Raw genomic sequence first — 22,073 nt, 5'->3', positions numbered from 1 at the left:
GGCGATGCATGAAAACGCCGCGATTTCGCGGCGTTTTTCGTTTGCGGTGCTTATTCGGCCTTGGCTGGCAGGCGCTCCAGCGTTTCCAGCAGTACCCTCACCTTGGTGATGGACTCCTGGTACTCGGCCTGCCAGTTGGAGTCAGCGACGATACCGCCACCGCCCCAGCAACTGACCTTTCCGTCCTTGACCAGCAGGCTGCGAATGGCGATGGAACTGTCCATCTCGCCGCGCACGTCGAGATACAGCAAGGAGCCGCAATAGAGCCCGCGCCGTGTCGGCTCCAGCTCATCGATGATCTGCATGGCGCGGATCTTCGGTGCGCCGGTGATGGAGCCACCAGGGAAACTGCAGGCGATCAGGTCCAGCGCATCCCTGCCGGGCGCCAGCTCAGCGGTGACGCAACTGACCAGATGATGCACGTTGGGATAGCTCTCCAGGGCGAACAGCTCCGGTACTTTCACCGAACCGATGCGGCAGCTGCGGCCGAGATCGTTGCGCAGCAGGTCGACGATCATCAGGTTCTCGGCGCGATCCTTGCGGCTCGCCAGCAGCTCTTGCGCCTGTAGCTGGTCGTCATCGGCGTCATGGCCGCGGCGCCGGGTGCCCTTGATCGGGCGGGTTTCCACCTGACCGTTGCTGACCTTGAGAAAGCGCTCGGGTGACAGGCTGAGAATGGCGTCGCCATTGCCCAGGCTCTGGAAGCCCGAGAAAGGCGTGGGGCAGGCCTGGCGCAGTGCCAGGTAAGCGGCCCAGGGATCGCCCGCGCAGGGTGCCTGAAAGCGCTGGGCGAAGTTCACCTGATAGCAGTCGCCGGCGAGGATGTAACCCTGGATGCGTTCGATCGCCTGGTGATAGCGCTGCGGGTCGATGTCGGCCTGGAACGGCCGGGTCAGTCGGAAGGGCGCGAGTTCCTCGCTATGCGGTGCTTCGAACAGCGTCTGCAGGCGCTGGCGCTCTTCCTCCGGCAGCGCCGGGTGAAACAGCAGGGCGCTGGTACCGAGCTGGTGATCGCTGATCAGCGCCCAGGCGTAGAGACCGAAACGGGCATCCTCGAGATCGAGATCATCGACGCTCTGTTCGGGCAGCACTTCCAGGCGGCGGCCGAAGTCATAAGACAGGTAGCCGATCAAGCCACCGACGAATGGCAGCTCCTGCTGCGCTGGTGCCACGGCGGGCCCGAGGCTCTGCAATGCGTCTCGCAGGCGTTGCAGAAAGTCGTTGGCCGATTCGTCGGGCATGGGCGCCAGTTCTGCCAATGGCCAGGCGCTCATAAGGTCATAGCGTCCACGCGTGGCACTCGGTCGTCCGGCATCCAGCAATACGGCACCGGGGGCCTGGCGAATGCGCTGGAAGTAGTCGCTGGGGGCGGTGCGGTAGGGAAGAGGGTGCAGAGAGCAGCTGGGCATGCGTGGCAGTCGAATGGGGTGAAGGGGCGATTGTAGTCCGCTGCTGATATTCATCCTAGGGCTTCGACCAGGTTTGCTCCGGTTCGCTCGGCTGATTAGTATGGAGTTGTGCCAGGATGTTGAACTGCCGTACCAAAACAATAATGAATGAAGGAATCCAGGCCATGGATGTAGTGATCGGTCCAGCCGCTGGAAGCCTGCTGCGTTCAAAACTGTCGCCGCCCCAGGCATCTGCGGACTATCTGGCAAGACCCCAGGTGGAAGCCGCGCTTTCGGCCCACCCCCATGCCCGCCTCGTGCTGTTTTGCGCTCCTGCTGGCTTTGGCAAGACCACTGCGTTGGCGAGGCTGGTCGAGCAGCGTCGTCAGGCCGGCAGCGCTGTTGCCTGGCTATCGCTGGGCTCTGCTGATGATGAGCCGGTTCGTTTCTTCCAGCAGTTGATCGAAGCACTGGGGCGCGCGCTGCCCGGGCTGGGTGATTACGCACTGGGCTACCTGCGCAATACCATGCGCGTGCCGGTCGAGGCCGTGATGGAAAGCCTGCTGGTGGACCTGTCGCAGCGCTCGGAAGCGCTGCTGCTGGTGCTCGACGACCTGCATCTGATCCAGGATGGCGAACTGCTCGCCGCACTCAATCGCCTGGTCAAGATGGCGCCCCCGAGTTTCACCCTGGCCATCGGCAGCCGTTCGCAGCCTGCCCTGAGTCTGGCCACGTTGCGGGCCAAGGGACTGTTGCTGGAACTGGGTAGCGATGAGCTCAGGCTCAATGCCGAAGAGACGCGCGGTTATCTGGAGCGCAGCGGCCTGCAGCTCGATTCCGAGACGTTCGGCGCGCTTTATCGTCATACCGAGGGCTGGGTGGTGGGAGTGCATCTGGCCAGCCTGTGGCTGCGCAACCACCCGCAACCGACCGAGCGCCTGGCCGAGTTGGGCGCAGACAAGAATGTGGTAGGCGATTACTTGCTGCGCTCGGTGTTCGAGCAGTTGCCTGGCGAGCGCCAGGAACAGCTGTTGGCGCTGGGGGTGGCGCAGCAGCTCAGTGGCGAGCTGGTCAATGCCCTGACCGCACGCCAGGATGGCCAGCAATTGCTGGAAGAGCTGGAGTCCATGCAGCTGTTTCTCCTGCCCATGGATCGCGAGCGCCAGTGGTATCGCTTCCATAATCTGTTCGCCGAGTTTCTCCGCAGCCGTCTCAAGGACCGCGACCCGGAGCGCTTCAAGCAGCTGCATTTCAATGCCAGCCTGTGGTTCACCACCCACCACATGCAGAACCTGGCCATCGAGCACGCCAGCCTGGCCGAAGACGCCGAGATGCTGGCTGCGCTGCTCGACGGCTGCGGTCTGGAGCTGATCAATCGCGGCCAGCTCAACCTCATCTACAAATGGCGACAGCACGTGCCGGATGAAATTGCCGCGCGCTTTCCGGTGCTGGTGCTTGCCGATGTCTGGACCCGCGCGGCCGAGCTGGGCCTGAACGAGGCCAATGGCATGCTCGATGAGCTACTGGAGCGCTGGGCCGATTCGCGCACGAGCGGGCCGTTGAGTGACAAGGTGCTGGCAACTCTGGCGATCAAGGCGGTGATCGCCTTGCAGAAGGATGACCTGGATACCTGCGTCGATCTGGCGCGACGCATCGAGGCGCAGCTGGGGCAGCACACTGCGTTTCTCGAAGTGGCGATTCTCACCGTTGGCGCCCTGGCCAGCGTCATGCTTGGCCAGGCCGAGCATGCGCGCAAGTTGCTGGCGCTGGCGCAGCAGCGCAACCATTTCCTCGAAGGCCGTTATCTGGACATGCAACTGGCCAATGTGGACGTTCTCCTGTGTCTGGAGCAGGGACGGGTAAAGCAGGCGCAACTGCTGTTCGAGCAGTTGCGTGCGCGGATGATGCCCTGGTTCGGCGAGAAGTCCCGGGCCCTGGTTCTGCCAACCATCAGTGAGTCACTGATCGCCTATCACCAGGGCCGTCTGGACGGTCTGCAGGAGCGACTGCGCTGGGCCTTGGCCACGGTCGATGTGATCAACCCGATCGATCTGTATGCCCAGGCCATGCTTTGCCTGGCGCGGGTTCAGCGCCAGCAGGACGCGCCGAAAGAAGCGATCGCGACCCTGGTGCTGATGCAGAATCTGGCGGCGCGTCACCATTCCTGGCGTTTCTATGTGCAGGCCGTGGGCGAGGAGATTGCGCTGATTCTGCAGGAGCCGGTGGCCGACCGTAGCAAGCGCGCAGAGCAGCGTCTGAGATCGGTGGATTGGAGCAAGCTGGCGGGGTATTACACGCAGTGCAGTTTCAATCCGGTGCCGTGGGTGCTCGGCCTGACCCGTGTTCGTCTGCAGCAGGCGCGTGGCCATTTCAGCGAAGCGTTGCATGAGATCACCCAGTTGCGCGGCCAGTTGCAGGATGGCCGACATGGGCTGCATCAGCTGCGTCTGGATCTGCTCGCTGCGCTGAGCTACCAGCGCCTGGGCTACCGGGAGCGCGCGCAGAGTCTGCTGGTGCAGTGCCTGGTCGGCGCCGAGCGAGAAGAGGCGCGCAGCCTGTTCATCGAGGAAGGCGAGGCCATACGCCAGTTGCTGCAGCAGTTGGAATCGGTCGAACGCCAGCCGGCGTTGCAGGTTTTCATCCGCAGTCTGTTGAATGCCTGGCCCGGTCAGGAAGCGCCTCACAGCATGGTCGTTCTGGAGGAGGGGCTGACCGAGCGCGAGCGTGAGGTGGTCTGTCTGGCTGCCATGGGCATGTCCAATGAAGAGATCGGCCAGCAGTTGGCGCTGGCCCTGGGTACCGTCAAATGGCACCTGCACAACATCTACGAAAAGCTCAAGGTGCGTAATCGCACTCAAGCCATCCGCCGTGCCCGCGAACTGAGCCTGCTCGAATCATGAACAGCCAGAACTTGTCCTGCCAAGCCGCTGCGCCGCTGTTGCGTACCAAGCTGTATCCCGCCGAGGCCGAGGGCGCGCCGCTGCTGGAGCGCGCGGCCTTGCTCGAGCGTTTGCTGGACGCCAGCGAGCAGCGCCTGATCGTCCTCAGCGCACCCGCCGGTTTTGGCAAGAGCACCGTCCTCAGCCAGCTGCGCAGTCGTTTGCAGGGGCAGGGGGGGCGGGTCGCCTGGCTGTCGTGCGATGAGAGCGACAGCGAACCGGCGAGGTTTCTGCAGTACCTGGTCGCCGCGGTTGCCGCAGCCTGTCCCGGTTTCGGCAGCAGCGCCGCGGCGCTGCTGCAGGGCGAGATCAGTTGGCCGCTGCAGGCATTGATAGATGCGCTGCTAGACGACCTGAAAGGCCTGTCGGAAACGCTCTACCTGATGCTCGACGACTTTCACCGCATCCGCCATCCGGCCCTCGGTCAGGGGGTGCGCTATCTGATCGAACGCCTGCCCAAGCAGGTGCGCCTGGTGGTCAGCACGCGTTATCAACCGCGCTTTCTCGATGAGCCGCCATCGCTCGGCGCCTGGGCGTTCCGGATCAAGGCCGAGGACCTGCGTCTGACGCGTGCGGAAACGGCGGCGTATCTGCGCAACATCAAAGGTCTCGCGCTCGAGGAAAGTGAGCTCAACCAGCTGTATATGCGCACCGAAGGCTGGATCACCGCGTTGCACCTGGCGGCGCTGGCCTTGCCGCGCCAGCACAATCGCGCGGCCTTTCTCGCCGGGCTGTCAGGGAGCGAGCGCAACATCGCCGATTATCTGGCCGAGGATGTGGTGGCCAGCCTGCCGGAAACCATGCAGCTGTTTCTCGACCAGACCTCGGTGCTCGACGAATTCAACGCTGAGTTGTGCAATGCGCTGACCGGGCGCCAGGACGGCCGCGACATGCTCCGCCGGCTGCAGGCCGAGCAACTGTTCGTGATCGCGCTGGACGAGCAGGGCGAATGGTTCCGTTATCACCACCTGTTTGCCGACTTCCTTCAGGGGCGCCTGGCCAGGCGCGGCGACCCGGTTCATCTGTTGCACGCCGCTGCGCGCTGGTGCGAGAACCATGATCTGGCCGACAAGTCGATCAAGTACGCCCTGCGCGCTCGCGATTACGCTTTTGCCGCCGAGCTGTTGGAGCGTCAGGGCGCGCGTCTGATCGCCGGCAATCGGGTCTACGGCATCCTCGCCATTCTCAAGGATATTCCAGCGCTGGTGATCACCGAGCAGCCGGTGTTCCAGATCTTCTATGCCTGGCAGCTGGCCTTCGAACAGAAATTTGCCGAGTCCGAGGCATTGATCGAAGCGGTCAGCGCACGCCTGACGCAAGGGCGTGGCACGGGTATCCACTTCGGTCTGATCGAGCTGCTGGCTGCCGCTCAGGTACTCAAGGCGCTGGTGTTGCTCTATCAGGACAAGCTCGACGCCTGCCTCAAGGTTGCCGGTCACTGGCTGGCGCTGGTGCCCAAGAATCAGCCGGTATTTCGCGCCAGCCTGGCTTGCGTGCAGGCAGCGGCGTTCGCCCTGCTCGGTGAGTTCGGTGAGGCGGCCAAGGCGATTGCCGTGGCGCGCGAGAGCTTGCGTCAGTGCGAGAGTGAGTACCTGCACGTGATGGCCAGCCTGATCGAGGCGCTGATCTGCAAGGAGTACGGCGAACTGGAGCGTGGCCGTGCCCTGGCCGAGGCCGCACGGGCAAGGGTCGAACAGGTGTTTGGGCGACGCAGCCGGGTTGGCGGCCCGCTCGGGCTGGCCTACGCCGATCTGCTTTACGAACAGGATCGGCACGCAGCGATTCTCGCCGAGCTGCCGCTGGCCACCACCTGGCGTGATGTCGCCACGCCAGTGGAGTTGATCAGTCGCGGCAAGCTGGTCATGGCGCGTGCGCGCTTCTTTGCCGGTGCCGGTGAGCAGGGGCTGGAAGAGCTCGACGAGTGGTTGAGTGGTTTGCAGGGCCCGGGCTACGAGCGGGTATTTGCCATCGCCATGGGTTGCAAGGTGCAGTTCCTGCTGTGGCTGCGCAGGCCGAACGAGGCGCAGCGTACCTATCTGCAACTGGAACGCCATCTCGCTGTACTGCCCATCGAACGCTATGGCGATGCACATACGGCGCTAGCGCTGAGCCAGGCGCGCCTGGCGCTGAGCGAGCAATGGGTGGAAAGAGCCCAGGCCAGCCTGGAGGCGTGCCTGACCAAGCAGGGAGCGGACCACCAGCGTGATCGGCGCCTGCACCTGAGCCTGCTCCTGTCGGTGGCTTACTGGAGCAAAGGTAACGGCGAAAAAGCCTTCGCGCTGTTGCAGGCGACACTCGAAGAGGCCTGGCAATGCGGCTATCGCCGCTTGTTTCAGGACGACGCACTGTGGCTGCTGCCGCTCTGGAATGCCTGGAGCCGCGCCGAGCCCAAGCGCGCCGCTGTCTGGCAGGGCGTTGCCGAAATGCTTCGCGAGCAGTGCCGCAGGTTGGCTGTCGACCCTGAAAGCCTCGAGGAAAATCAGGGGGTCAGCCATCGCGAGCGGGAGATATTGCGGCTCGTGGCAGCGGGGCTGTCGAATCGCGATATCGCCGAGGCGGTGCACCTGTCCGAGGCCACGATCAAATGGCATCTGCACAACCTGTTTTCCAGGTTGGGCGTGCGTAGCCGCACGCAAGCCGTACTCAAGGGCAAGAGCCTTGGGTTGCTGAGCGAGGCATGAGAAGGCGTGCGAGGGAGGGGCGGCGAGCTGGCGACGCTGCATTGAGCGAGTCGTAAGGTGCGGCGGCACCTTACGACATTCGCGGGTCAGACTTCCTTGCTGACGATGTGTCCAAACAGCTCCTGGGAGAAGCGCACGCGTTCTTCGGCGTTTTCCTGAATGCCCTTGGCTTTCAGTTCTTCCAGGCGGGCTTCCACGGCATGGGCGCGGTGGGTCAGGCCACAATCGTTGGCGATCTGGATGTTCAGGCCGGGGCGGGCATTGAGCTCGAGAATCAGCGGACCCTTGTCCTGGTCCAGCACCATGTCCACGCCGATGTAACCCAGGCCACACAACTCGTAGCAGCCGGCAGCGAGCTTCATGAAGCCGTCCCAGTTCGGCAGTTGCACGCCGTCCACCGCGTTGGTGGTGTCCGGGTGCTTGCTGATCTTGTTGTTCAGCCAGGTGCCGCGCAGGGTGACGCCGGTGGCCAGGTCCACACCTACACCGATGGCGCCCTGGTGCAGGTTGGCCTTGCCGTTGGACTGACGCGTCGGCAGGCGCAGCATGGCCATCACCGGGTAGCCCATCAGCACGATGATGCGGATGTCCGGCACACCTTCGTAACTGATGCTCTTGAAGATGGTGTCCGGGGTGACGCGGTACTCGATCAGCGCACGGTCGCGGTGACCGCCGAGCGAGTACAGGCCGGAGAGAATGCTGGAAATCTGCTGTTCCAGCTCCTCGTGGCTGACGATCTTGCCGGATACCGTCTTGAAGCGGTCCTCGAAGCGGTCGGCGATCACCAGGATGCCGTCGCCACCGGCGCCCTGCGCCGGCTTGATGACGAAATCGGTGCGCCCGGCGATGATCTCGTCGAGCTTGTCGATTCCCTTCTCGGTTTCGATGATGCCGTACATCTCGGGCACATCGATGCCGGCCTCGATGGCCCGCTCCTTGGTGATGATCTTGTCGTCGACGATGGGGTACAGGTGCCGTTTGTTGTACTTCAGCACGTAGTCCGCATTGCGTCGGTTGATGCCCATGATGCCTTTGGCTTCAAGGGCCTTCCACGTCTTGATCAGGCCGAACATGGTCTTAGTCCTTGAGGAAGGCTTTGAAACGGAACAGTTCGGTCAGGCGGTAGCCGCGGTAACGACCCATCGCCAGCATGAAGCCCACCAGGATCAGCAGGATCGCCGGGAAGGTGAACACGAAGTACACCAGCTCCGGCACGCTCATCAGCAGATGGGCGATGGTGGCGGCGAACAGGGTGCCGATGGCGACCTTGAACGCATGACTGCCGCCGCGCTCTTCCCAGGTGATCGACAGACGCTCGATGGTCATGGTCAGAATCACCATCGGGAACAGTGCTACCGACAGGCCGCGCTCCAGGCCCAGCTTGTGACTGAACAGGCTGATGGTGGCGATCAGTACCACGACGAAGGTCAGCACGACCGACAGGCGCGGCAGCATCTGCAGCTTCAGGTGTTCCAGGTAGGAGCGTAGCGACAGCCCGAGCGCAGTGATCACGGTGAACAGGAAGATGCCGAAGCCCAGTTGGGTTTCACGGAAGGCGAGGGCGATCAGCACCGGGGTAAAGGTACCCAGGGTCTGCAGGCCGCCGAGGTTGCGCAGGATCAGGATGACCAGCACGCCGATCGGGATCATCACCATGATCATGAAGGTCTGCTGGGTCTGCAGCGGCAGGCCGTACAGCGAGTACTCAAGGAAGCTGGCGTCGGTGTTCTCGTCGGTCAGTTTGGCCAGGCGGATGGCGTTCATCTCGCTGTTGTTCAGGCTGAAGCTGACTTGCGCCTGGCGGCCGCCTTCGAGGCTGACCAGATCGCCATCGCCGATCCACCAGACCAGGCGGTCGTCCGGCAGGCCTTGCTCACCGGTTTCCGGGTTGAAGTACAGCCATTTCTGGCCATTGAAACTACGCAGCCACAGCTCCGGCGACTGAGCGACTTCGGCCTGCAGGCGAATGGTGTGTACACGCTCCATCGGCACGTGGGCGATGGACAGCAGTAGGTCGACGACATTGGCCTTGTTGGCGGTGGAGGCATCACCGCCGAGCAGCAGCTTCACGTTGTCATCGTTGACGTTGTTGGCGCGCTTGATGGTTTCGCTGATGAAGGTCTCGACATCCGCCGAGTGCTGGCGAATCGGTGCCAGCAGGGCTTCGGCTGCGATCTTCTCGGGGCCTTCGACCGGAATGCTGTCGCGGAAGATCGGGCCTTTTGCAGGTGCCTGCTCGCCGCTGTAACGCTTGGTCAGTACCAGGCGATAGTAGAGGGTCTGTTTGCCATTGGCACGGCGTGCCGACCAGGTGACACGGCGATTGCCCTCGACACGGTTGACGCTGACGCCGTAGTTGTTGGAGATGAAGCTCTCGTTGAGGCTTACGTAATCCTGGTTCAGTGGCGGCACGAACATCTGCAGCTTCACTGGCTCACGTGGCGTCGCCTGGAATTCGACCTTGGCATCGATGTTCCACAGGTCGTCGGTCTCGTCCTCGGTCACCGGAATGCCGAGAATGAAGATTTGGTATGCCGTAATCAGAACGCCCAGAGCCACCAGGAGGGTGATCAGGACTTTCAGATGCAGGTTCAGAGAGCGCATGGGAATTACTCGCCAGGGGTTGCGTCATTGGTGCAGTCGGGTTTGCCGGCTGCATATTTAAGGCTTGGATCGACCATGGCTTCGAAATGCTTGAGCGCTTCGGAGCCGATCAGAAGCGGGTATTGGAATGCGCTTCGGTCGGTCAAGTTCACTTCGATCGTGCGCAGGGTCTTGCCCATGCACAGTTCAAGGTCGATTACCGGGCGTGCCGTGTAGGTCTTGCCTTCATCGGGATCGTAGTCGCCGGCACGGCGTTTGATCTTGCTGATACGCGCCAGCGGACGCTCGATGGTGCGTTCATGCGTATCGTCGATGGCCAGCACGAAACGCACCCAGGTTTCTCCGTCACGCTTGAAGCGTTTGATATCGCGGGCGCTCAAGGACGCAGTTTTGGCACCGGTATCGAGTTTGGCGGCTACCTGCAGGTCCAGTTCTTCTACGTGGATATATTCGTTCAGACCATAGATTGACTTGCCCATGGCCAGAGTCGGGCAGGACAAGGTCAGGAGGCAGATCAGCAAAGAGAAGGATTTCAGTCTCATGTGTCCTTGAGAAGGTATTGCCAGGGGCGGGATGGAGGGCCGCATCTGGCGGCATCCTGCCATACAACTGATTGCCATGAAGTCTAGCAGGCATGGCAAGAGGCGATGGCTGGGCGTTAACGGGCGGATTCTAACATGGGGATTTTCCGTGCTGACAGACGCTTATGTAGCTTTCTGCAAGTAGGGTAGCGGTTTGTCTGATCGGGTGAGCTGGATGTATTGTCGACAATACTTTGGTCTGCTTTGACGTTTTCGGCTTTAAGGCGTAATTTTGTCGCTACTAAAGCTGTTGGTGTCGACAATTATGCTGCTTGAATCAGTTGTCTCTACACCGCCTCAGGTGGATTCGGAAACGCTTTCCGAACATGTCTTTCGCCTGATCCAGGCGGCCATCGTCAAGGGCGAGATCGCTCCGGGCAGCAAGATCTCCGAGCCCGAGCTGGCGCGCACTTACGGCATCAGTCGTGGTCCGCTACGCGAGGCGATCCATCGCCTGGAAGGGCAGAAGCTGCTGGTGCGGGTGCCGCATGTGGGCGCGCGCGTGGTGTCGCTCAGTCATGCCGAGTTGGTCGAGCTGTACGAGATTCGCGAGTCGCTCGAAGGCATGGCTTGCCGCCTGGCCGCCGAGCGCATGACCCAGCACGAGATCGACGAACTGCGCCGGGTGCTGGAGCTGCACGAGCAGGACGCCGCCTTCAAGGCCGGTGTCGGCTATTACCAGCAGGAAGGCGACTTCGACTTCCACTACCGGATCATCCAGGGCAGTGGCAATCGCACCCTGGCCAAGCTGCTGTGCGACGAGCTGTACCAACTGGTGCGCATGTACCGCCTGCAGTTCTCCACCACACCCAATCGACCGCATCAGGCCTTCGCCGAGCACCACCGCATTCTCGATGCCATCGAAGGCCGCGACGGCGAGCTGGCCGAACTGCTGATGCGCCGCCACATCGGCGCCTCCAAACGCAATATCGAGCGCCACTACGTCTCCCAAGGCGGACATCAAGCGCTCCCCCCTTCATCCAAGACTCGAGGTGATTCATGACCCAGTTCTCCGCCGGCCAGCGTTTCCGCCAGGCCCTTGCCGAAGAGAAACCGCTGCAGGTGATCGGCGCGATCAATGCCAACCATGCCCTGCTGGCCAAGCGCGCCGGTTTCCGCGCCATCTACCTGTCCGGTGGCGGTGTGGCGGCCGGCTCCCTGGGCCTGCCGGACCTGGGCATCAACACCCTGGATGACGTGCTCACCGACGTACGCCGCATCACCGATGTCTGCGACCTGCCACTGCTGGTGGACGTCGACACCGGCTTCGGTCCCAGCGCCTTCAATATCGAGCGCACCATCAAGAACCTGATCAAGGCCGGCGCCGCTGCCGCGCACATCGAGGACCAGGTCGGCGCCAAGCGCTGCGGCCATCGTCCGGGCAAGGAGATCGTCTCCTGCGAGGAGATGGTCGACCGCGTCAAGGCCGCCGCCGATGCCAAGACCGACCCGGACTTCTTCCTCATCGCCCGCACCGACGCCATCCAGGCCGAGGGCGTCGATGCCGCCATCGAACGCTGCCAGGCCTATGTCGAAGCCGGTGCCGACGGCATCTTCGCCGAGGCTGCCTACGACCTGCCGACCTACGCGCGTTTCGTCAAGGAGCTGAAGGTGCCGGTGCTGGCCAACATCACCGAATTCGGTGCCACGCCGCTGTTCACCCGTGACGAGCTGGCCTCGGTCGGCGTGGCCATCCAGCTCTACCCGCTGTCGGCCTTCCGCGCGGCGAACAAGGCAGCGGAAAGTGTCTACACCTCGATTCGCCAGAACGGCCACCAGAAGGACGTGATCGAGCTGATGCAGACGCGTGCCGAACTCTACGACCGCATCGGCTATCACGCCTTCGAGCAGAAGCTCGATGCGCTGTTCGCCGCGAGCAAGAAATAAGGCTGTAGCCAGGATGCAATCCGGGGCGGTTGGCAGGTTGCCTGACTGCCTCCGGCCCACGCGCGTAGCAAGTAGGGTGGGCCGGGCGGCGATCCGTTTCAGCCCACCACATCTGGGCTCAAGCGGATCGCCGCCCGGTCCACCCTACCCAGAGCACAGCAGAACAAAAAGAGTCGAGGAGATAGCGATGAGCACCACCGAAACCACCACCCCCGGCTTCAAGCCGAAGAAATCCGTTGCCCTGAGCGGTACCGCCGCCGGCAACACCGCCCTGTGCACCGTCGGCCGTACCGGCAACGACCTGCACTACCGTGGCTACGACGTGCTCGATTTCGCCAACCGCTGCGAGTTCGAGGAAATTGCCCACCTGCTGGTGCACGGCAAACTGCCCAACCAGGCAGAACTGGCTGGCTACAAGGCCAAGCTCAAGGCCCTGCGCGGTCTGCCGGCCGGGGTCAAGGCGGCGCTGGAACAACTGCCGCCCTCGGCGCACCCGATGGATGTGATGCGCACTGCCGTGTCCGTACTGGGCTGCCTGGCGCCGGAGAAGGACGACCACAACCATCCGGGCGCTCGCGATATCGCCGACAAGCTCATGGCCTCCCTCGGTTCGGCGCTGCTGTACTGGTATCACTACAGTCACAACGGCAAGCGCATCGACGTCGAAACCGACGACGACTCCATCGGTGGCCACTTCCTGCACCTGCTGCATGGCGAGAAGCCGCGCGAGTCCTGGGTGCGCGCCATGCACACCTCGCTGAACCTGTATGCCGAGCACGAATTCAATGCCTCCACTTTCACCTCGCGGGTGATCGCCGGCACTGGCTCCGACCTGTTCTCCTGCATCGCCGGCGCCATCGGCGCGCTACGCGGCCCCAAGCACGGCGGCGCCAACGAAGTGGCCTTCGAGGTGCAGAAACGCTACGACAGCCCGGATGAGGCCGAGGCCGACATTCGTGAGCGGGTAGGGCGCAAGGAGGTGGTGATCGGCTTCGGTCATCCGGTCTACACCGTCAGCGACCCGCGCAACAAGGTGATCAAGGACGTGGCCCGCGAGCTGTCCGTGGAACAGGGCAACACCAAGATGTACGACATCGCCGAGCGCCTGGAGAGCGTGATGTGGGACATCAAGAAGATGTTCCCCAACCTCGACTGGTTCAGTGCCGTGAGCTACCACATGATGGGCGTGCCCACCGCCATGTTCACTCCGCTGTTCGTCATCGCCCGCACGGCCGGCTGGTCGGCGCACGTCATCGAGCAACGCATCGACGGCAAGATCATCCGCCCGAGCGCCAACTACACAGGCCCCGAAGACCTGAAGTTCGTGCCGCTCGAGGAGCGCAAATAACCATGAATGACACCCTGAATAGCCAATACCGCAAGCGCCTGCCCGGCACCGCGCTGGATTACTTCGACGCCCGTGAGGCAGTCGAGGCGATCCAGGCCGGCGCCTGGAGCAAGTTGCCCTACACCTCACGCGTGCTGGCAGAGCAGCTGGTGCGCCGCTGCGCGCCGCAGGACCTGAGCGCTGCGCTGGAGCAACTGGTCCACCGCAAGCGCGACCTGGACTTTCCCTGGTACCCGGCGCGCGTGGTCTGCCATGACATCCTTGGCCAGACCGCGCTGGTCGACCTGGCCGGCCTGCGCGATGCCATCGCCGAGCAGGGCGGTGACCCGGCCAAGGTCAATCCGGTGGTGCCGACTCAGTTGATCGTCGACCACTCCCTGGCCGTCGAGGCGCCGGGCTTCGACCCGGACGCCTTCGACAAGAACCGCGACATCGAGGATCGCCGCAACGAGGACCGCTTCCACTTCATAGACTGGACCAAGACCGCGTTCAAGAACGTCGATGTGATCCCGGCTGGCAACGGCATCATGCACCAGATCAACCTGGAGAAAATGAGCCCGGTGATCCAGGCACGCGGTGGCGTGGCGTTCCCCGACACCTGCGTCGGCACCGACTCGCACACGCCGCACGTGGACGCGCTTGGCGTGATCGCCATCGGTGTCGGCGGCCTGGAAGCCGAGACCGTGATGCTCGGCCATCCGTCGATGATGCGCCTGCCCGATATCGTCGGCGTCGAGCTGACCGGCAAGCGCCAGCCCGGCATCACTGCCACCGACATCGTCCTGGCCATCACCGAGTTCCTGCGCAAGGAAAGGGTCGTGGGCGCCTGGGTCGAGTTCTTCGGCGACGGGGCGGACAGCCTGTCCATTGGCGATCGCGCGACCATCTCCAACATGTGCCCGGAATACGGCGCCACCGCCTCGATGTTCTACATCGACGGCCAGACCATCGACTACCTCAAGCTCACCGGTCGCGAGCCGGAGCAGGTGACGCTGGTGGAGCACTACGCCAAGACCCTGGGGCTGTGGAGCGACGCGCTGAAAACCGCCGAGTACGAGCGTGTGCTGCGCTTCGACCTGGGCAGCGTCGTGCGCAACATGGCCGGCCCGTCCAACCCGCATCGTCGCCTGCCCACTTCGGCGCTGGCCGAGCGCGGCATCGCCGACGAGGCCAAGTTGCAAGCCGGCAAAGGCGAAGAGGCCCAGGGGCTGATGCCCGATGGCGCGGTGATCATTGCCGCCATCACCAGTTGCACCAACACCTCCAACCCGCGCAACGTCATCGCCGCCGGCCTGGTGGCCAAGAAGGCCAACGCGCTGGGCCTGGTGCGCAAGCCGTGGGTGAAAACGTCGTTCGCGCCCGGTTCGAAGGTCGCCAAGCTGTACCTGCAAGAGGCTGGCCTGCTGCCTGAGCTGGAGAAGCTAGGCTTCGGCATCGTTGCCTACGCCTGCACCACCTGTAACGGCATGTCCGGCGCGCTCGACCCGGCGATTCAGAAAGAAATCATCGACCGCGATCTGTACGCCACTGCCGTACTCTCCGGTAACCGCAACTTCGACGGGCGCATCCATCCTTACGCCAAGCAGGCCTTCCTGGCTTCGCCGCCTCTGGTGGTGGCCTATGCGATTGCCGGCACCGTGCGTTTCGATATCGAGCAGGATGTGCTGGGCACCGACACTGCCGGCAACCCGGTCACACTCAAGGATCTGTGGCCCAGCGACGAGGAGATCGACGCCATCGTCGCTGCCTCGGTCAAGCCCGAGCAGTTCAAACAGATCTATATCCCCATGTTCGATCTGGGCAGTGTGCAGGAAGCGGAAAGCCCGCTGTACGACTGGCGGCCGATGTCCACCTACATCCGCCGCCCGCCGTACTGGGAAGGCGCGCTGGCTGGCGAGCGCACGCTCAAGGGCATGCGCCCGCTGGCGATCCTGCCGGACAACATCACCACCGACCACCTGTCGCCGTCCAACGCCATCCTGGCGGACTCGGCCGCCGGTGAGTACCTGGCGAAAATGGGCCTGCCGGAGGAAGACTTCAACTCCTACGCGACTCACCGGGGCGACCATCTGACCGCACAACGCGCCACCTTCGCCAACCCGCAGCTGGTCAACGAAATGGCCGTGGTCGACGGGCAGGTGAAGCAGGGCTCGCTGGCCCGCGTGGAACCTGAGGGCCAGGTGATGCGCATGTGGGAAGCCATCGAGACCTACATGAACCGCAAGCAGAACCTGATCATCGTCGCCGGCGCCGACTACGGCCAGGGTTCGTCGCGCGACTGGGCGGCCAAGGGCGTGCGCCTGGCAGGCGTGGAAGTGATCGTCGCCGAAGGCTTCGAGCGCATCCATCGCACCAACCTGGTGGGCATGGGCGTGCTGCCGGTGGAGTTCAAACCGGGCACCACGCGCCTGACCCTGGGCCTGGATGGCACCGAAACCTATGACGTCGAGGGCGAGATTTCGCCACGCTGCGACCTGACCCTGTTGGTCAATCGCCGTAACGGCGAGGTACTGCGCGTGCCGGTGACCTGTCGCCTGGATACCGCTGCCGATGTCAGCGTGTACAGGGCTGGCGGTGTGCTGCAGCGCTTCGCCAAGGACTTCCTCGAAGGCGCGGTGGCTTGATTGCGTAGGGTGGATCACGCTTCACCGATCCACCGCTGGCGTTGTCACGGTGGATGGAAAAAGCGCCAGCTACGCGCTCCGATCCACCCTACGACTCCTTTAGCGCGTAGCCCGGATGCAATCCGGGAAGAACCGAGCACCATCATTCCCTATCAGGACTGCACTCATGGCTCATCTGCCGCAAGTGAAAATTCCCGCCACCTATATCCGTGGCGGTACCAGCAAGGGCGTGTTCTTCCGCCTGCAGGATCTGCCCGAGCGCTGCCAGGTGCCGGGCGAGGCGCGCGACAAACTGTTCATGCGCGTGATCGGCAGCCCCGATCCGTACGCGGCGCAGATCGACGGCATGGGCGGCGCCACGTCGAGCACCTCCAAATGCGTGATCCTGTCCAGGAGCAGTCAGCCCGAACATGACGTCGACTACCTCTATGGCCAGGTATCCATCGACAAGGCCTTCGTCGACTGGAGCGGCAACTGCGGTAACCTGTCCACCGCGGCCGGTGCCTTCGCCATCCACGCCGGCCTGGTCGATTCCGCGCGGATTCCCGACAACGGCACCTGCGTGGTGCGCATCTGGCAGGCCAACATCCGGAAAACCATCATCGCCCATGTGCCGATCAGCAACGGCCAGGTGCAGGAAACCGGCGACTTCGAACTCGATGGCGTGACCTTCCCGGCAGCGGAGATCGTGTTGGAGTTCCTCGATCCGTCCGACGATGGCGAGGAGGGCGGTTCGATGTTCCCCACCGGCAATCTGGTCGATGACCTCGAAGTGCCGGCTGATGTTGTAGAGGGGGGCACCTTGAAGGCGACCATGATCACCGCCGGCATCCCGACGATCTTCGTCAATGCCGAAGACATCGGCTATCGGGGTACCGAGCTGCGCGAGGCCATCAATGGCGACCCGGCGCAACTGGCCCGCTTCGAACAGATCCGTATTGCCGGTGCGCTGCGCATGGGGCTGATCAAAACGGCGGAAGAAGCTGCGACACGTCAGCACACTCCGAAGATTGCCTTCGTCAGCCCGCCCAGGGATTACCGCACCTCCAGCGGCAAGGAGGTGAAGGCCGGCGACGTCGACCTGCTGGTGCGCGCGCTGTCGATGGGCAAGCTGCACCACGCGATGATGGGCACCTGCGCCGTGGCCATCGGCACGGCGGCGGCGATTCCGGGCACGCTGGTCAGCCTGGCCGCTGGCGGCGGCGCGCGTGAGGCCGTGCGTTTCGGCCATCCATCCGGCACCTTGCGTGTCGGTGCCCAGGCCAAACGGGTCGACGGTCAGTGGACGGTGACCAAGGCCGTGATGAGCCGCAGCGCGCGCATCCTGATGGAAGGCTGGGTGCGGGTGCCGGGCGAGAGCTTCTGATTCCCTAAGCTAGAAAAAGCTCGAAGTTGCGAGACTTTTCTCTTTTAAAACATATAGTTAAAAGGCTTATTTAAGGCGGCGTTCAACACCTTTTTCCACCAGGATCTTGGCCGAAATTTCCTCGACCGAGAAATGCGTGGAGTTGATGAAGGCAATGTTTTCGCGGCGGAACAGGCCTTCCACCTCGCGCACTTCGAACTCGCACTGGGCGAAGCTGGCGTAGCGGCTGTTGGGCTTGCGCTCGTGGCGGATGGCGGTAAGACGATCCGGGTCGATGGTCAGGCCGAATAGCTTGTCGCGGTACTTTTTCAGCGAGTCGGGGAGCTGCAGGCGCTCCATGTCGTCTTCGGTCAGCGGGTAGTTGGCGGCGCGGATGCCGTATTGCATGGCCATGTACAGGCACGTAGGCGTCTTGCCGCAGCGCGATACGCCAACCAGGATCAGGTCGGCCTTGTCGTAATAATGAGTGCGCGCGCCATCATCGTTGTCGAGGGCGAAGTTGACCGCCTCGATGCGCTCCATGTAGTTGGAATGCTGGCCGATGGAGTGCGACTTGCCGACCGAGTAGGAGGAGTGCGAGCTCAGCTCCTGCTCCAGTGGCGACAGGAAGGTCGAGAAAATGTCGATCATGAAACCATTGGCGGTATCGAGGATCGCACGAATATCGCGGTTGACGATGGTGTCGAAGATGATCGGACGGGCGCCGTCCCTTTCGGCGGCTGCATCGATTTGTTGTACCATGGCGCGCGCTTTTTCGATGCTGTCGATATAAGGGCGGGTCAGTTTGGTGAACTGAATGTTCTCGAACTGTGCGAGCAGGCTCTGGCCCAAGGTTTCGGCCGTGATGCCGGTGCCGTCGGAGATGAAGAAAGCGGTTCGTTTCATTTGCGCCAAAGGCCTTAAGCTGAGTTCGATTCTTGGCTATGATAGGCCGCGTTTTGCGCCGGGCCCACCGGGTTCGGCATTGTTACTTATACAAGGGCAAGGCCACAATCGCGCGACCTCGGTCGCTCGACATTGCGCAGCCCACTGAGCTTTTCCAATACAGTTAGTGGAGAGATCACCTTGGTAGAGTACGTAGTTTCCCTCGATAAGCTCGGCAATCACGATGTTGAGCATGTGGGGGGCAAGAACGCATCCCTCGGCGAGATGATCAGTAACCTGGCCGGCGCCGGTGTCTCGGTTCCCGGTGGTTTCGCCACTACGGCTCAGGCCTACCGCGATTTTCTCGAGCAAAGCGGCCTGAATGCGCAGATCCACGCAGCGCTTGACGCACTCGACGTCGATGACGTCAACGCCCTGGCCAAGACCGGCGCGCAGATTCGCCAGTGGGTAATGGACGCCGAGTTTCCGGCCGAGCTGGACAAGCAGATCCGCGCAGCCTTCGCCACCATGAGCGCCGGTAACGACAACATGGCCGTGGCCGTGCGTTCCTCCGCCACCGCCGAAGACCTGCCGGACGCCTCTTTTGCCGGCCAGCAGGAAACCTTCCTCAATATCCGCGGTGTGGACAACGTGATCCGCGCGGCCAAGGAAGTCTTCGCATCCCTCTTCAACGACCGTGCCATCGCTTACCGCGTGCACCAGGGCTTCGACCACAAGCTGGTTGCCCTGTCTGCCGGCGTGCAGCGCATGGTGCGTTCGGAAACCGGTACCGCCGGTGTGATGTTCACCCTGGACACCGAGTCCGGTTTCCGTGATGTCGTGTTCATCACCGGTGCCTACGGCCTCGGTGAAACCGTCGTGCAGGGCGCGGTGAACCCTGACGAGTTCTACGTACACAAGCCGACCCTGGAGGCGGGCCGTCCGGCGATCCTGCGCCGCAACCTGGGCAGCAAGGCGATCAAGATGATCTACGGCGACGAAGCCAAGGCGGGTCGCTCGGTGAAAACCGTGGAAGTCGACCGCGCCGAGCGCGCGCGTTTCTGCATCACTGACGCCGAGGTCAGCGAACTGGCCAGGCAGGCGCTGATCATCGAGAAACATTACGGCCGTCCGATGGACATCGAATGGGCCAAGGACGGTGACGACGGCAAGCTGTACATCGTGCAGGCCCGCCCGGAAACCGTCAAAAGCCGTGCCAGCGCCACCGTGATGGAGCGCTACCTGCTGAAAGAGAAGGGCACCGTGCTGGTCGAGGGTCGTGCCATCGGTCAGCGCATCGGCGCCGGCAAGGTGCGCGTGATTCATGACGTCTCCGAAATGGACAAGGTGCAGCCGGGCGATGTGCTGGTCTCCGACATGACCGATCCGGACTGGGAACCGGTGATGAAGCGCGCCAGCGCCATCGTCACCAACCGCGGCGGCCGCACCTGCCACGCGGCGATCATCGCCCGTGAGCTGGGCATTCCGGCCGTGGTCGGTTGCGGCAACGCCACCCAGGTGCTGAAGGATGGCCAGGGCGTCACCGTATCCTGCGCCGAAGGCGATACCGGTTTCATCTTCGAGGGCGAACTGGGCTTCGACATTCGCAAGAACTCGGTCGACGCCATGCCGGATCTGCCGTTCAAGATCATGATGAACGTCGGCAACCCGGATCGCGCTTTCGATTTCGCTCAACTGCCGAACGAAGGCGTAGGCCTGGCCCGCCTGGAATTCATCATCAACCGCATGATCGGCGTGCACCCGAAAGCGCTGCTGAACTTCTCCAGCCTGCCGCCGGAGATCAAGGACAGCGTCGAGAAGCGCATCGCCGGTTACGGTGATCCGGTCGATTTCTACGTCGAGAAGCTGGTCGAGGGTATCAGCACCCTGGCCGCAGCCTTCTGGCCGAAGAAAGTCATCGTGCGCCTGTCGGACTTCAAATCCAACGAATACGCCAACCTGATCGGCGGCAAGCTGTACGAGCCGGAAGAAGAGAACCCGATGCTGGGCTTCCGTGGTGCGTCGCGCTACATCAGCGAATCCTTCCGCGACTGCTTCGAGCTGGAATGCCGCGCGCTGAAGAAGGTGCGCAACGAGATGGGGCTGACCAACGTCGAGATCATGGTGCCGTTCGTGCGCACCCTGGGCGAGGCCTCGCAAGTGGTCGAGTTGCTGGCCAGCAATGGCCTGGCCCGTGGTCAGGATGGCCTTAAAGTCATCATGATGTGCGAGCTGCCGTCCAATGCCATCCTGGCTGAGGAGTTCCTCGAGTTCTTCGACGGCTTCTCCATCGGCTCCAACGACCTGACCCAGCTGACCCTGGGCCTGGACCGTGACTCCGGCATCGTCGCTCACCTGTTCGACGAGCGTAACCCTGCGGTGAAGAAGCTGCTGGCCAATGCCATCTCCGCCTGCAACAAGGCTGGCAAGTACATCGGCATCTGCGGTCAGGGTCCGTCGGACCACCCGGATCTGGCCAAGTGGCTGATGGAGCAGGGCATCGAGAGCGTGTCGCTGAACCCTGACTCGGTACTCGATACCTGGTTCTTCCTGGCTGAGACCCAGCCTGCCTGAGGCCTGTGATCGATCCAGAAAGGGCGGGTTGATCCCGCCCTTTTTGGTGTCCATCGCGTTTTGCCAGTCATTCCAAGCCGTCGCCAGCGATATGCAAGATCGCTCCCGGCGGTTTTTTATGCGTGTCGTTATTCATTTATGGCGTCTCGCCAGTGCGGTCATCTGATCCATGCAAAGCAGTAGTGAGCTTTTCCCCGTTTCCCTGATGAGTGCCGAACTGCGCGGCGACCTCAGCGAAGACGTCTATCTTCTCAAGCCCAACAACAGCCATGACTCCAGCGTCGAGCTGGCCTTGACCCGGCTCGGCCGCGCGGGTTCGGAAGGCCAGCGTGGCGTGCCCGTGGTATTGCTGCACGGCAGCTTTTCCAATCGACGCTTCTGGTATTCGCCCAAGGGCATTGGCCTGGGGCCTTACCTGGCGCGCGCTGGGTTCGATGTGTGGATCGCCGAAATGCGCGGCCACGGCCTGTCGCCGCGCAACGAAAGCTATCGAGACAACCACGTGGCGCAGTACGTGCGCCATGACCTGCCAGCCATTGCCGATTTCATCATCGAGCAGACCGGGCAAGCGGCGCACTGGATCGGCCATTCCCTCGGCGGCGTGACGCTGGCGGCAGCGCTGGGTGGCGGTTATCTCGAAGCGTCGCGTGCGCGTTCGGCGGCATTGTTCGGCAGTCAGGTCAGCCGCATCTACTGGCCGCTCAAGCTGCCGCCGGTGGAGTGGGGCGGTCGCCTGCTGCTGCGTGCCTTTCCCTACCTGTCCGGGCGCCGGCTCAAGCGCGGCCCCGAAGACGAGCCGACCGGCCTGGCATTGGAAACCCTGCGCTGGCTCAGGCTGTTCGGGCGTTTCGGCGATGCCGATCAGGACTGGTGGGCAGGCCTGGCTCAGGTGCGCGTGCCGATTCTGGCTGTAGGGGCCGCAGCCGATCATCAGGACCCTGCCTGGGCCTGTCGCAAGCTGCTGGAGCAGTGCAGTGCCGCGCCGTCGCAGTTCTTGCTGCTGGGGAAGGAGAACGGCTTCTCCAGCGACTTCGGGCATATCGAAATGCTGGTCAGCAAGGAGGCGCAGCGCGAGGTGTGGCCCTTGACCGAATATTGGTTGCAGCATCTGCAACTGCCTGCCGGTTTTGCCGAGCAGGCGTCTGCTATAGGTTCTTGAGTCGCTGCTTGGTTGTCCCGGCCGTTTCTTCGGCACGGGCTTGGCGGTAAGATGTGAC

The 22,073-nt window shown here is 62.9% G+C and carries 15 protein-coding genes; 9 read left to right on the top strand and 6 right to left on the bottom strand.

Features of this window, described 5'->3' with window-relative positions:
• Nucleotides 1–50: 50 nt before the first annotated feature.
• The gene (gene pabB, locus ACN0X6_RS05360) at nucleotides 51–1,409 is read right to left on the bottom strand and encodes an aminodeoxychorismate synthase component I (RefSeq protein WP_417702627.1); all 1,359 of its coding nucleotides are present in this window, start codon (nucleotides 1,407–1,409) and stop codon (nucleotides 51–53) included.
• 164 nt (nucleotides 1,410–1,573) lie between these two features.
• Here pabB and ACN0X6_RS05355 point away from each other — a divergent pair, with 164 nt between their 5' ends.
• Together ACN0X6_RS05355 and ACN0X6_RS05350 are read left to right on the top strand one after the other, a co-directional pair.
• Entirely contained in the window at nucleotides 1,574–4,288 is a 2,715-nt protein-coding gene (locus ACN0X6_RS05355) for a LuxR C-terminal-related transcriptional regulator (RefSeq protein WP_417702626.1), read from the top strand.
• Nucleotides 4,285–7,008: a LuxR C-terminal-related transcriptional regulator gene (locus ACN0X6_RS05350; RefSeq protein ID WP_417702625.1), complete on the top strand. Its 2,724-nt coding sequence runs from the start codon at nucleotides 4,285–4,287 to the stop codon at nucleotides 7,006–7,008. Before ACN0X6_RS05355 ends, ACN0X6_RS05350 begins: the two co-directional genes overlap by 4 nt.
• Before the next feature lie 86 nt (nucleotides 7,009–7,094).
• Here ACN0X6_RS05350 and ACN0X6_RS05345 read toward each other — a convergent pair whose 3' ends face one another.
• Genes ACN0X6_RS05345 through ACN0X6_RS05335 form a run of 3 tightly spaced genes read right to left on the bottom strand, consistent with a single transcriptional unit; the run spans nucleotide 7,095 to nucleotide 10,154 of the window.
• Nucleotides 7,095–8,081, bottom strand: coding sequence for an alpha-L-glutamate ligase-like protein (locus tag ACN0X6_RS05345; protein ID WP_417702624.1), 987 nt, complete (start codon nucleotides 8,079–8,081; stop codon nucleotides 7,095–7,097).
• Between the two features lie 4 nt (nucleotides 8,082–8,085).
• On the bottom strand, nucleotides 8,086–9,612 hold the full coding sequence (locus ACN0X6_RS05340; protein WP_417702623.1) for an inactive transglutaminase family protein: 1,527 nt from the start codon (nucleotides 9,610–9,612) through the stop codon (nucleotides 8,086–8,088).
• A 5-nt stretch (nucleotides 9,613–9,617) separates the two neighbouring features.
• Nucleotides 9,618–10,154: an ATP-dependent zinc protease gene (locus tag ACN0X6_RS05335; protein WP_417702622.1), complete on the bottom strand. Its 537-nt coding sequence runs from the start codon at nucleotides 10,152–10,154 to the stop codon at nucleotides 9,618–9,620.
• 304 nt (nucleotides 10,155–10,458) lie between these two features.
• Here ACN0X6_RS05335 and ACN0X6_RS05330 point away from each other — a divergent pair, with 304 nt between their 5' ends.
• From ACN0X6_RS05330 to prpF, 5 genes are all read left to right on the top strand, one after another.
• Nucleotides 10,459–11,196: a GntR family transcriptional regulator gene (locus ACN0X6_RS05330; RefSeq protein WP_417702621.1), complete on the top strand. Its 738-nt coding sequence runs from the start codon at nucleotides 10,459–10,461 to the stop codon at nucleotides 11,194–11,196.
• Nucleotides 11,193–12,080, top strand: a complete 888-nt coding sequence (gene prpB, locus ACN0X6_RS05325; RefSeq protein ID WP_417702620.1) for a methylisocitrate lyase — start codon at nucleotides 11,193–11,195, stop codon at nucleotides 12,078–12,080. Before ACN0X6_RS05330 ends, prpB begins: the two co-directional genes overlap by 4 nt.
• Before the next feature lie 187 nt (nucleotides 12,081–12,267).
• Nucleotides 12,268–13,428 (top strand): bifunctional 2-methylcitrate synthase/citrate synthase, encoded by a 1,161-nt coding sequence (prpC, locus tag ACN0X6_RS05320; RefSeq protein ID WP_417702619.1) that lies wholly within the window; start codon nucleotides 12,268–12,270, stop codon nucleotides 13,426–13,428.
• Nucleotides 13,429–13,442: 14 nt separating this feature from the next.
• Nucleotides 13,443–16,052, top strand: a complete 2,610-nt coding sequence (gene acnD / locus ACN0X6_RS05315; protein ID WP_417702730.1) for a Fe/S-dependent 2-methylisocitrate dehydratase AcnD — start codon at nucleotides 13,443–13,445, stop codon at nucleotides 16,050–16,052.
• 166 nt (nucleotides 16,053–16,218) lie between these two features.
• Entirely contained in the window at nucleotides 16,219–17,418 is a 1,200-nt protein-coding gene (prpF, locus tag ACN0X6_RS05310) for a 2-methylaconitate cis-trans isomerase PrpF (RefSeq protein WP_417702618.1), read from the top strand.
• A 66-nt stretch (nucleotides 17,419–17,484) separates the two neighbouring features.
• Here prpF and ACN0X6_RS05305 read toward each other — a convergent pair whose 3' ends face one another.
• Together ACN0X6_RS05305 and ACN0X6_RS05300 are read right to left on the bottom strand one after the other, a co-directional pair.
• Nucleotides 17,485–18,303, bottom strand: coding sequence for a pyruvate, water dikinase regulatory protein (locus ACN0X6_RS05305; protein ID WP_017676811.1), 819 nt, complete (start codon nucleotides 18,301–18,303; stop codon nucleotides 17,485–17,487).
• A gap of 36 nt (nucleotides 18,304–18,339) precedes the next feature.
• On the bottom strand, nucleotides 18,340–18,537 hold the full coding sequence (locus tag ACN0X6_RS05300) for a hypothetical protein (RefSeq protein WP_224490690.1): 198 nt from the start codon (nucleotides 18,535–18,537) through the stop codon (nucleotides 18,340–18,342).
• Between ACN0X6_RS05300 and ppsA the strand changes: the two genes are divergently transcribed.
• Together ppsA and ACN0X6_RS05290 are read left to right on the top strand one after the other, a co-directional pair.
• A complete protein-coding gene (ppsA, locus tag ACN0X6_RS05295) occupies nucleotides 18,484–20,856 on the top strand; it encodes a phosphoenolpyruvate synthase (RefSeq protein ID WP_417702617.1) in 2,373 nt (790 codons plus the stop codon). The genes ACN0X6_RS05300 and ppsA overlap by 54 nt on opposite strands.
• A gap of 169 nt (nucleotides 20,857–21,025) precedes the next feature.
• A complete protein-coding gene (locus ACN0X6_RS05290; protein WP_417702616.1) occupies nucleotides 21,026–22,015 on the top strand; it encodes an alpha/beta fold hydrolase in 990 nt (329 codons plus the stop codon).
• The last annotated feature ends 58 nt before the right edge of the window (nucleotides 22,016–22,073 follow it).

It is taken from the genome of Pseudomonas sp., assembly GCF_048269965.1.
Lineage (GTDB): Bacteria > Pseudomonadota > Gammaproteobacteria > Pseudomonadales > Pseudomonadaceae > Aquipseudomonas.
Note: the sequence above shows the minus strand (reverse complement) of the source record. Positions and strands in the feature narration are given on the sequence as shown.

Coding starts and splice junctions, on each gene's coding strand:
- prpF (WP_417702618.1), top strand. CDS start 16,219: ATGGCTCATCTGCCGCAAGTGAAAATTCCCGCCACCTATATCCGTGGC.
- ACN0X6_RS05340 (WP_417702623.1), bottom strand. CDS start 9,612: ATGCGCTCTCTGAACCTGCATCTGAAAGTCCTGATCACCCTCCTGGTG.
- ACN0X6_RS05355 (WP_417702626.1), top strand. CDS start 1,574: ATGGATGTAGTGATCGGTCCAGCCGCTGGAAGCCTGCTGCGTTCAAAA.
- ACN0X6_RS05345 (WP_417702624.1), bottom strand. CDS start 8,081: ATGTTCGGCCTGATCAAGACGTGGAAGGCCCTTGAAGCCAAAGGCATC.
- ACN0X6_RS05305 (WP_017676811.1), bottom strand. CDS start 18,303: ATGAAACGAACCGCTTTCTTCATCTCCGACGGCACCGGCATCACGGCC.
- ACN0X6_RS05350 (WP_417702625.1), top strand. CDS start 4,285: ATGAACAGCCAGAACTTGTCCTGCCAAGCCGCTGCGCCGCTGTTGCGT.
- ACN0X6_RS05330 (WP_417702621.1), top strand. CDS start 10,459: ATGCTGCTTGAATCAGTTGTCTCTACACCGCCTCAGGTGGATTCGGAA.
- prpB (WP_417702620.1), top strand. CDS start 11,193: ATGACCCAGTTCTCCGCCGGCCAGCGTTTCCGCCAGGCCCTTGCCGAA.
- ACN0X6_RS05290 (WP_417702616.1), top strand. CDS start 21,026: ATGCAAAGCAGTAGTGAGCTTTTCCCCGTTTCCCTGATGAGTGCCGAA.
- ACN0X6_RS05300 (WP_224490690.1), bottom strand. CDS start 18,537: ATGCTCAACATCGTGATTGCCGAGCTTATCGAGGGAAACTACGTACTC.
- pabB (WP_417702627.1), bottom strand. CDS start 1,409: ATGCCCAGCTGCTCTCTGCACCCTCTTCCCTACCGCACCGCCCCCAGC.
- ACN0X6_RS05335 (WP_417702622.1), bottom strand. CDS start 10,154: ATGAGACTGAAATCCTTCTCTTTGCTGATCTGCCTCCTGACCTTGTCC.
- prpC (WP_417702619.1), top strand. CDS start 12,268: ATGAGCACCACCGAAACCACCACCCCCGGCTTCAAGCCGAAGAAATCC.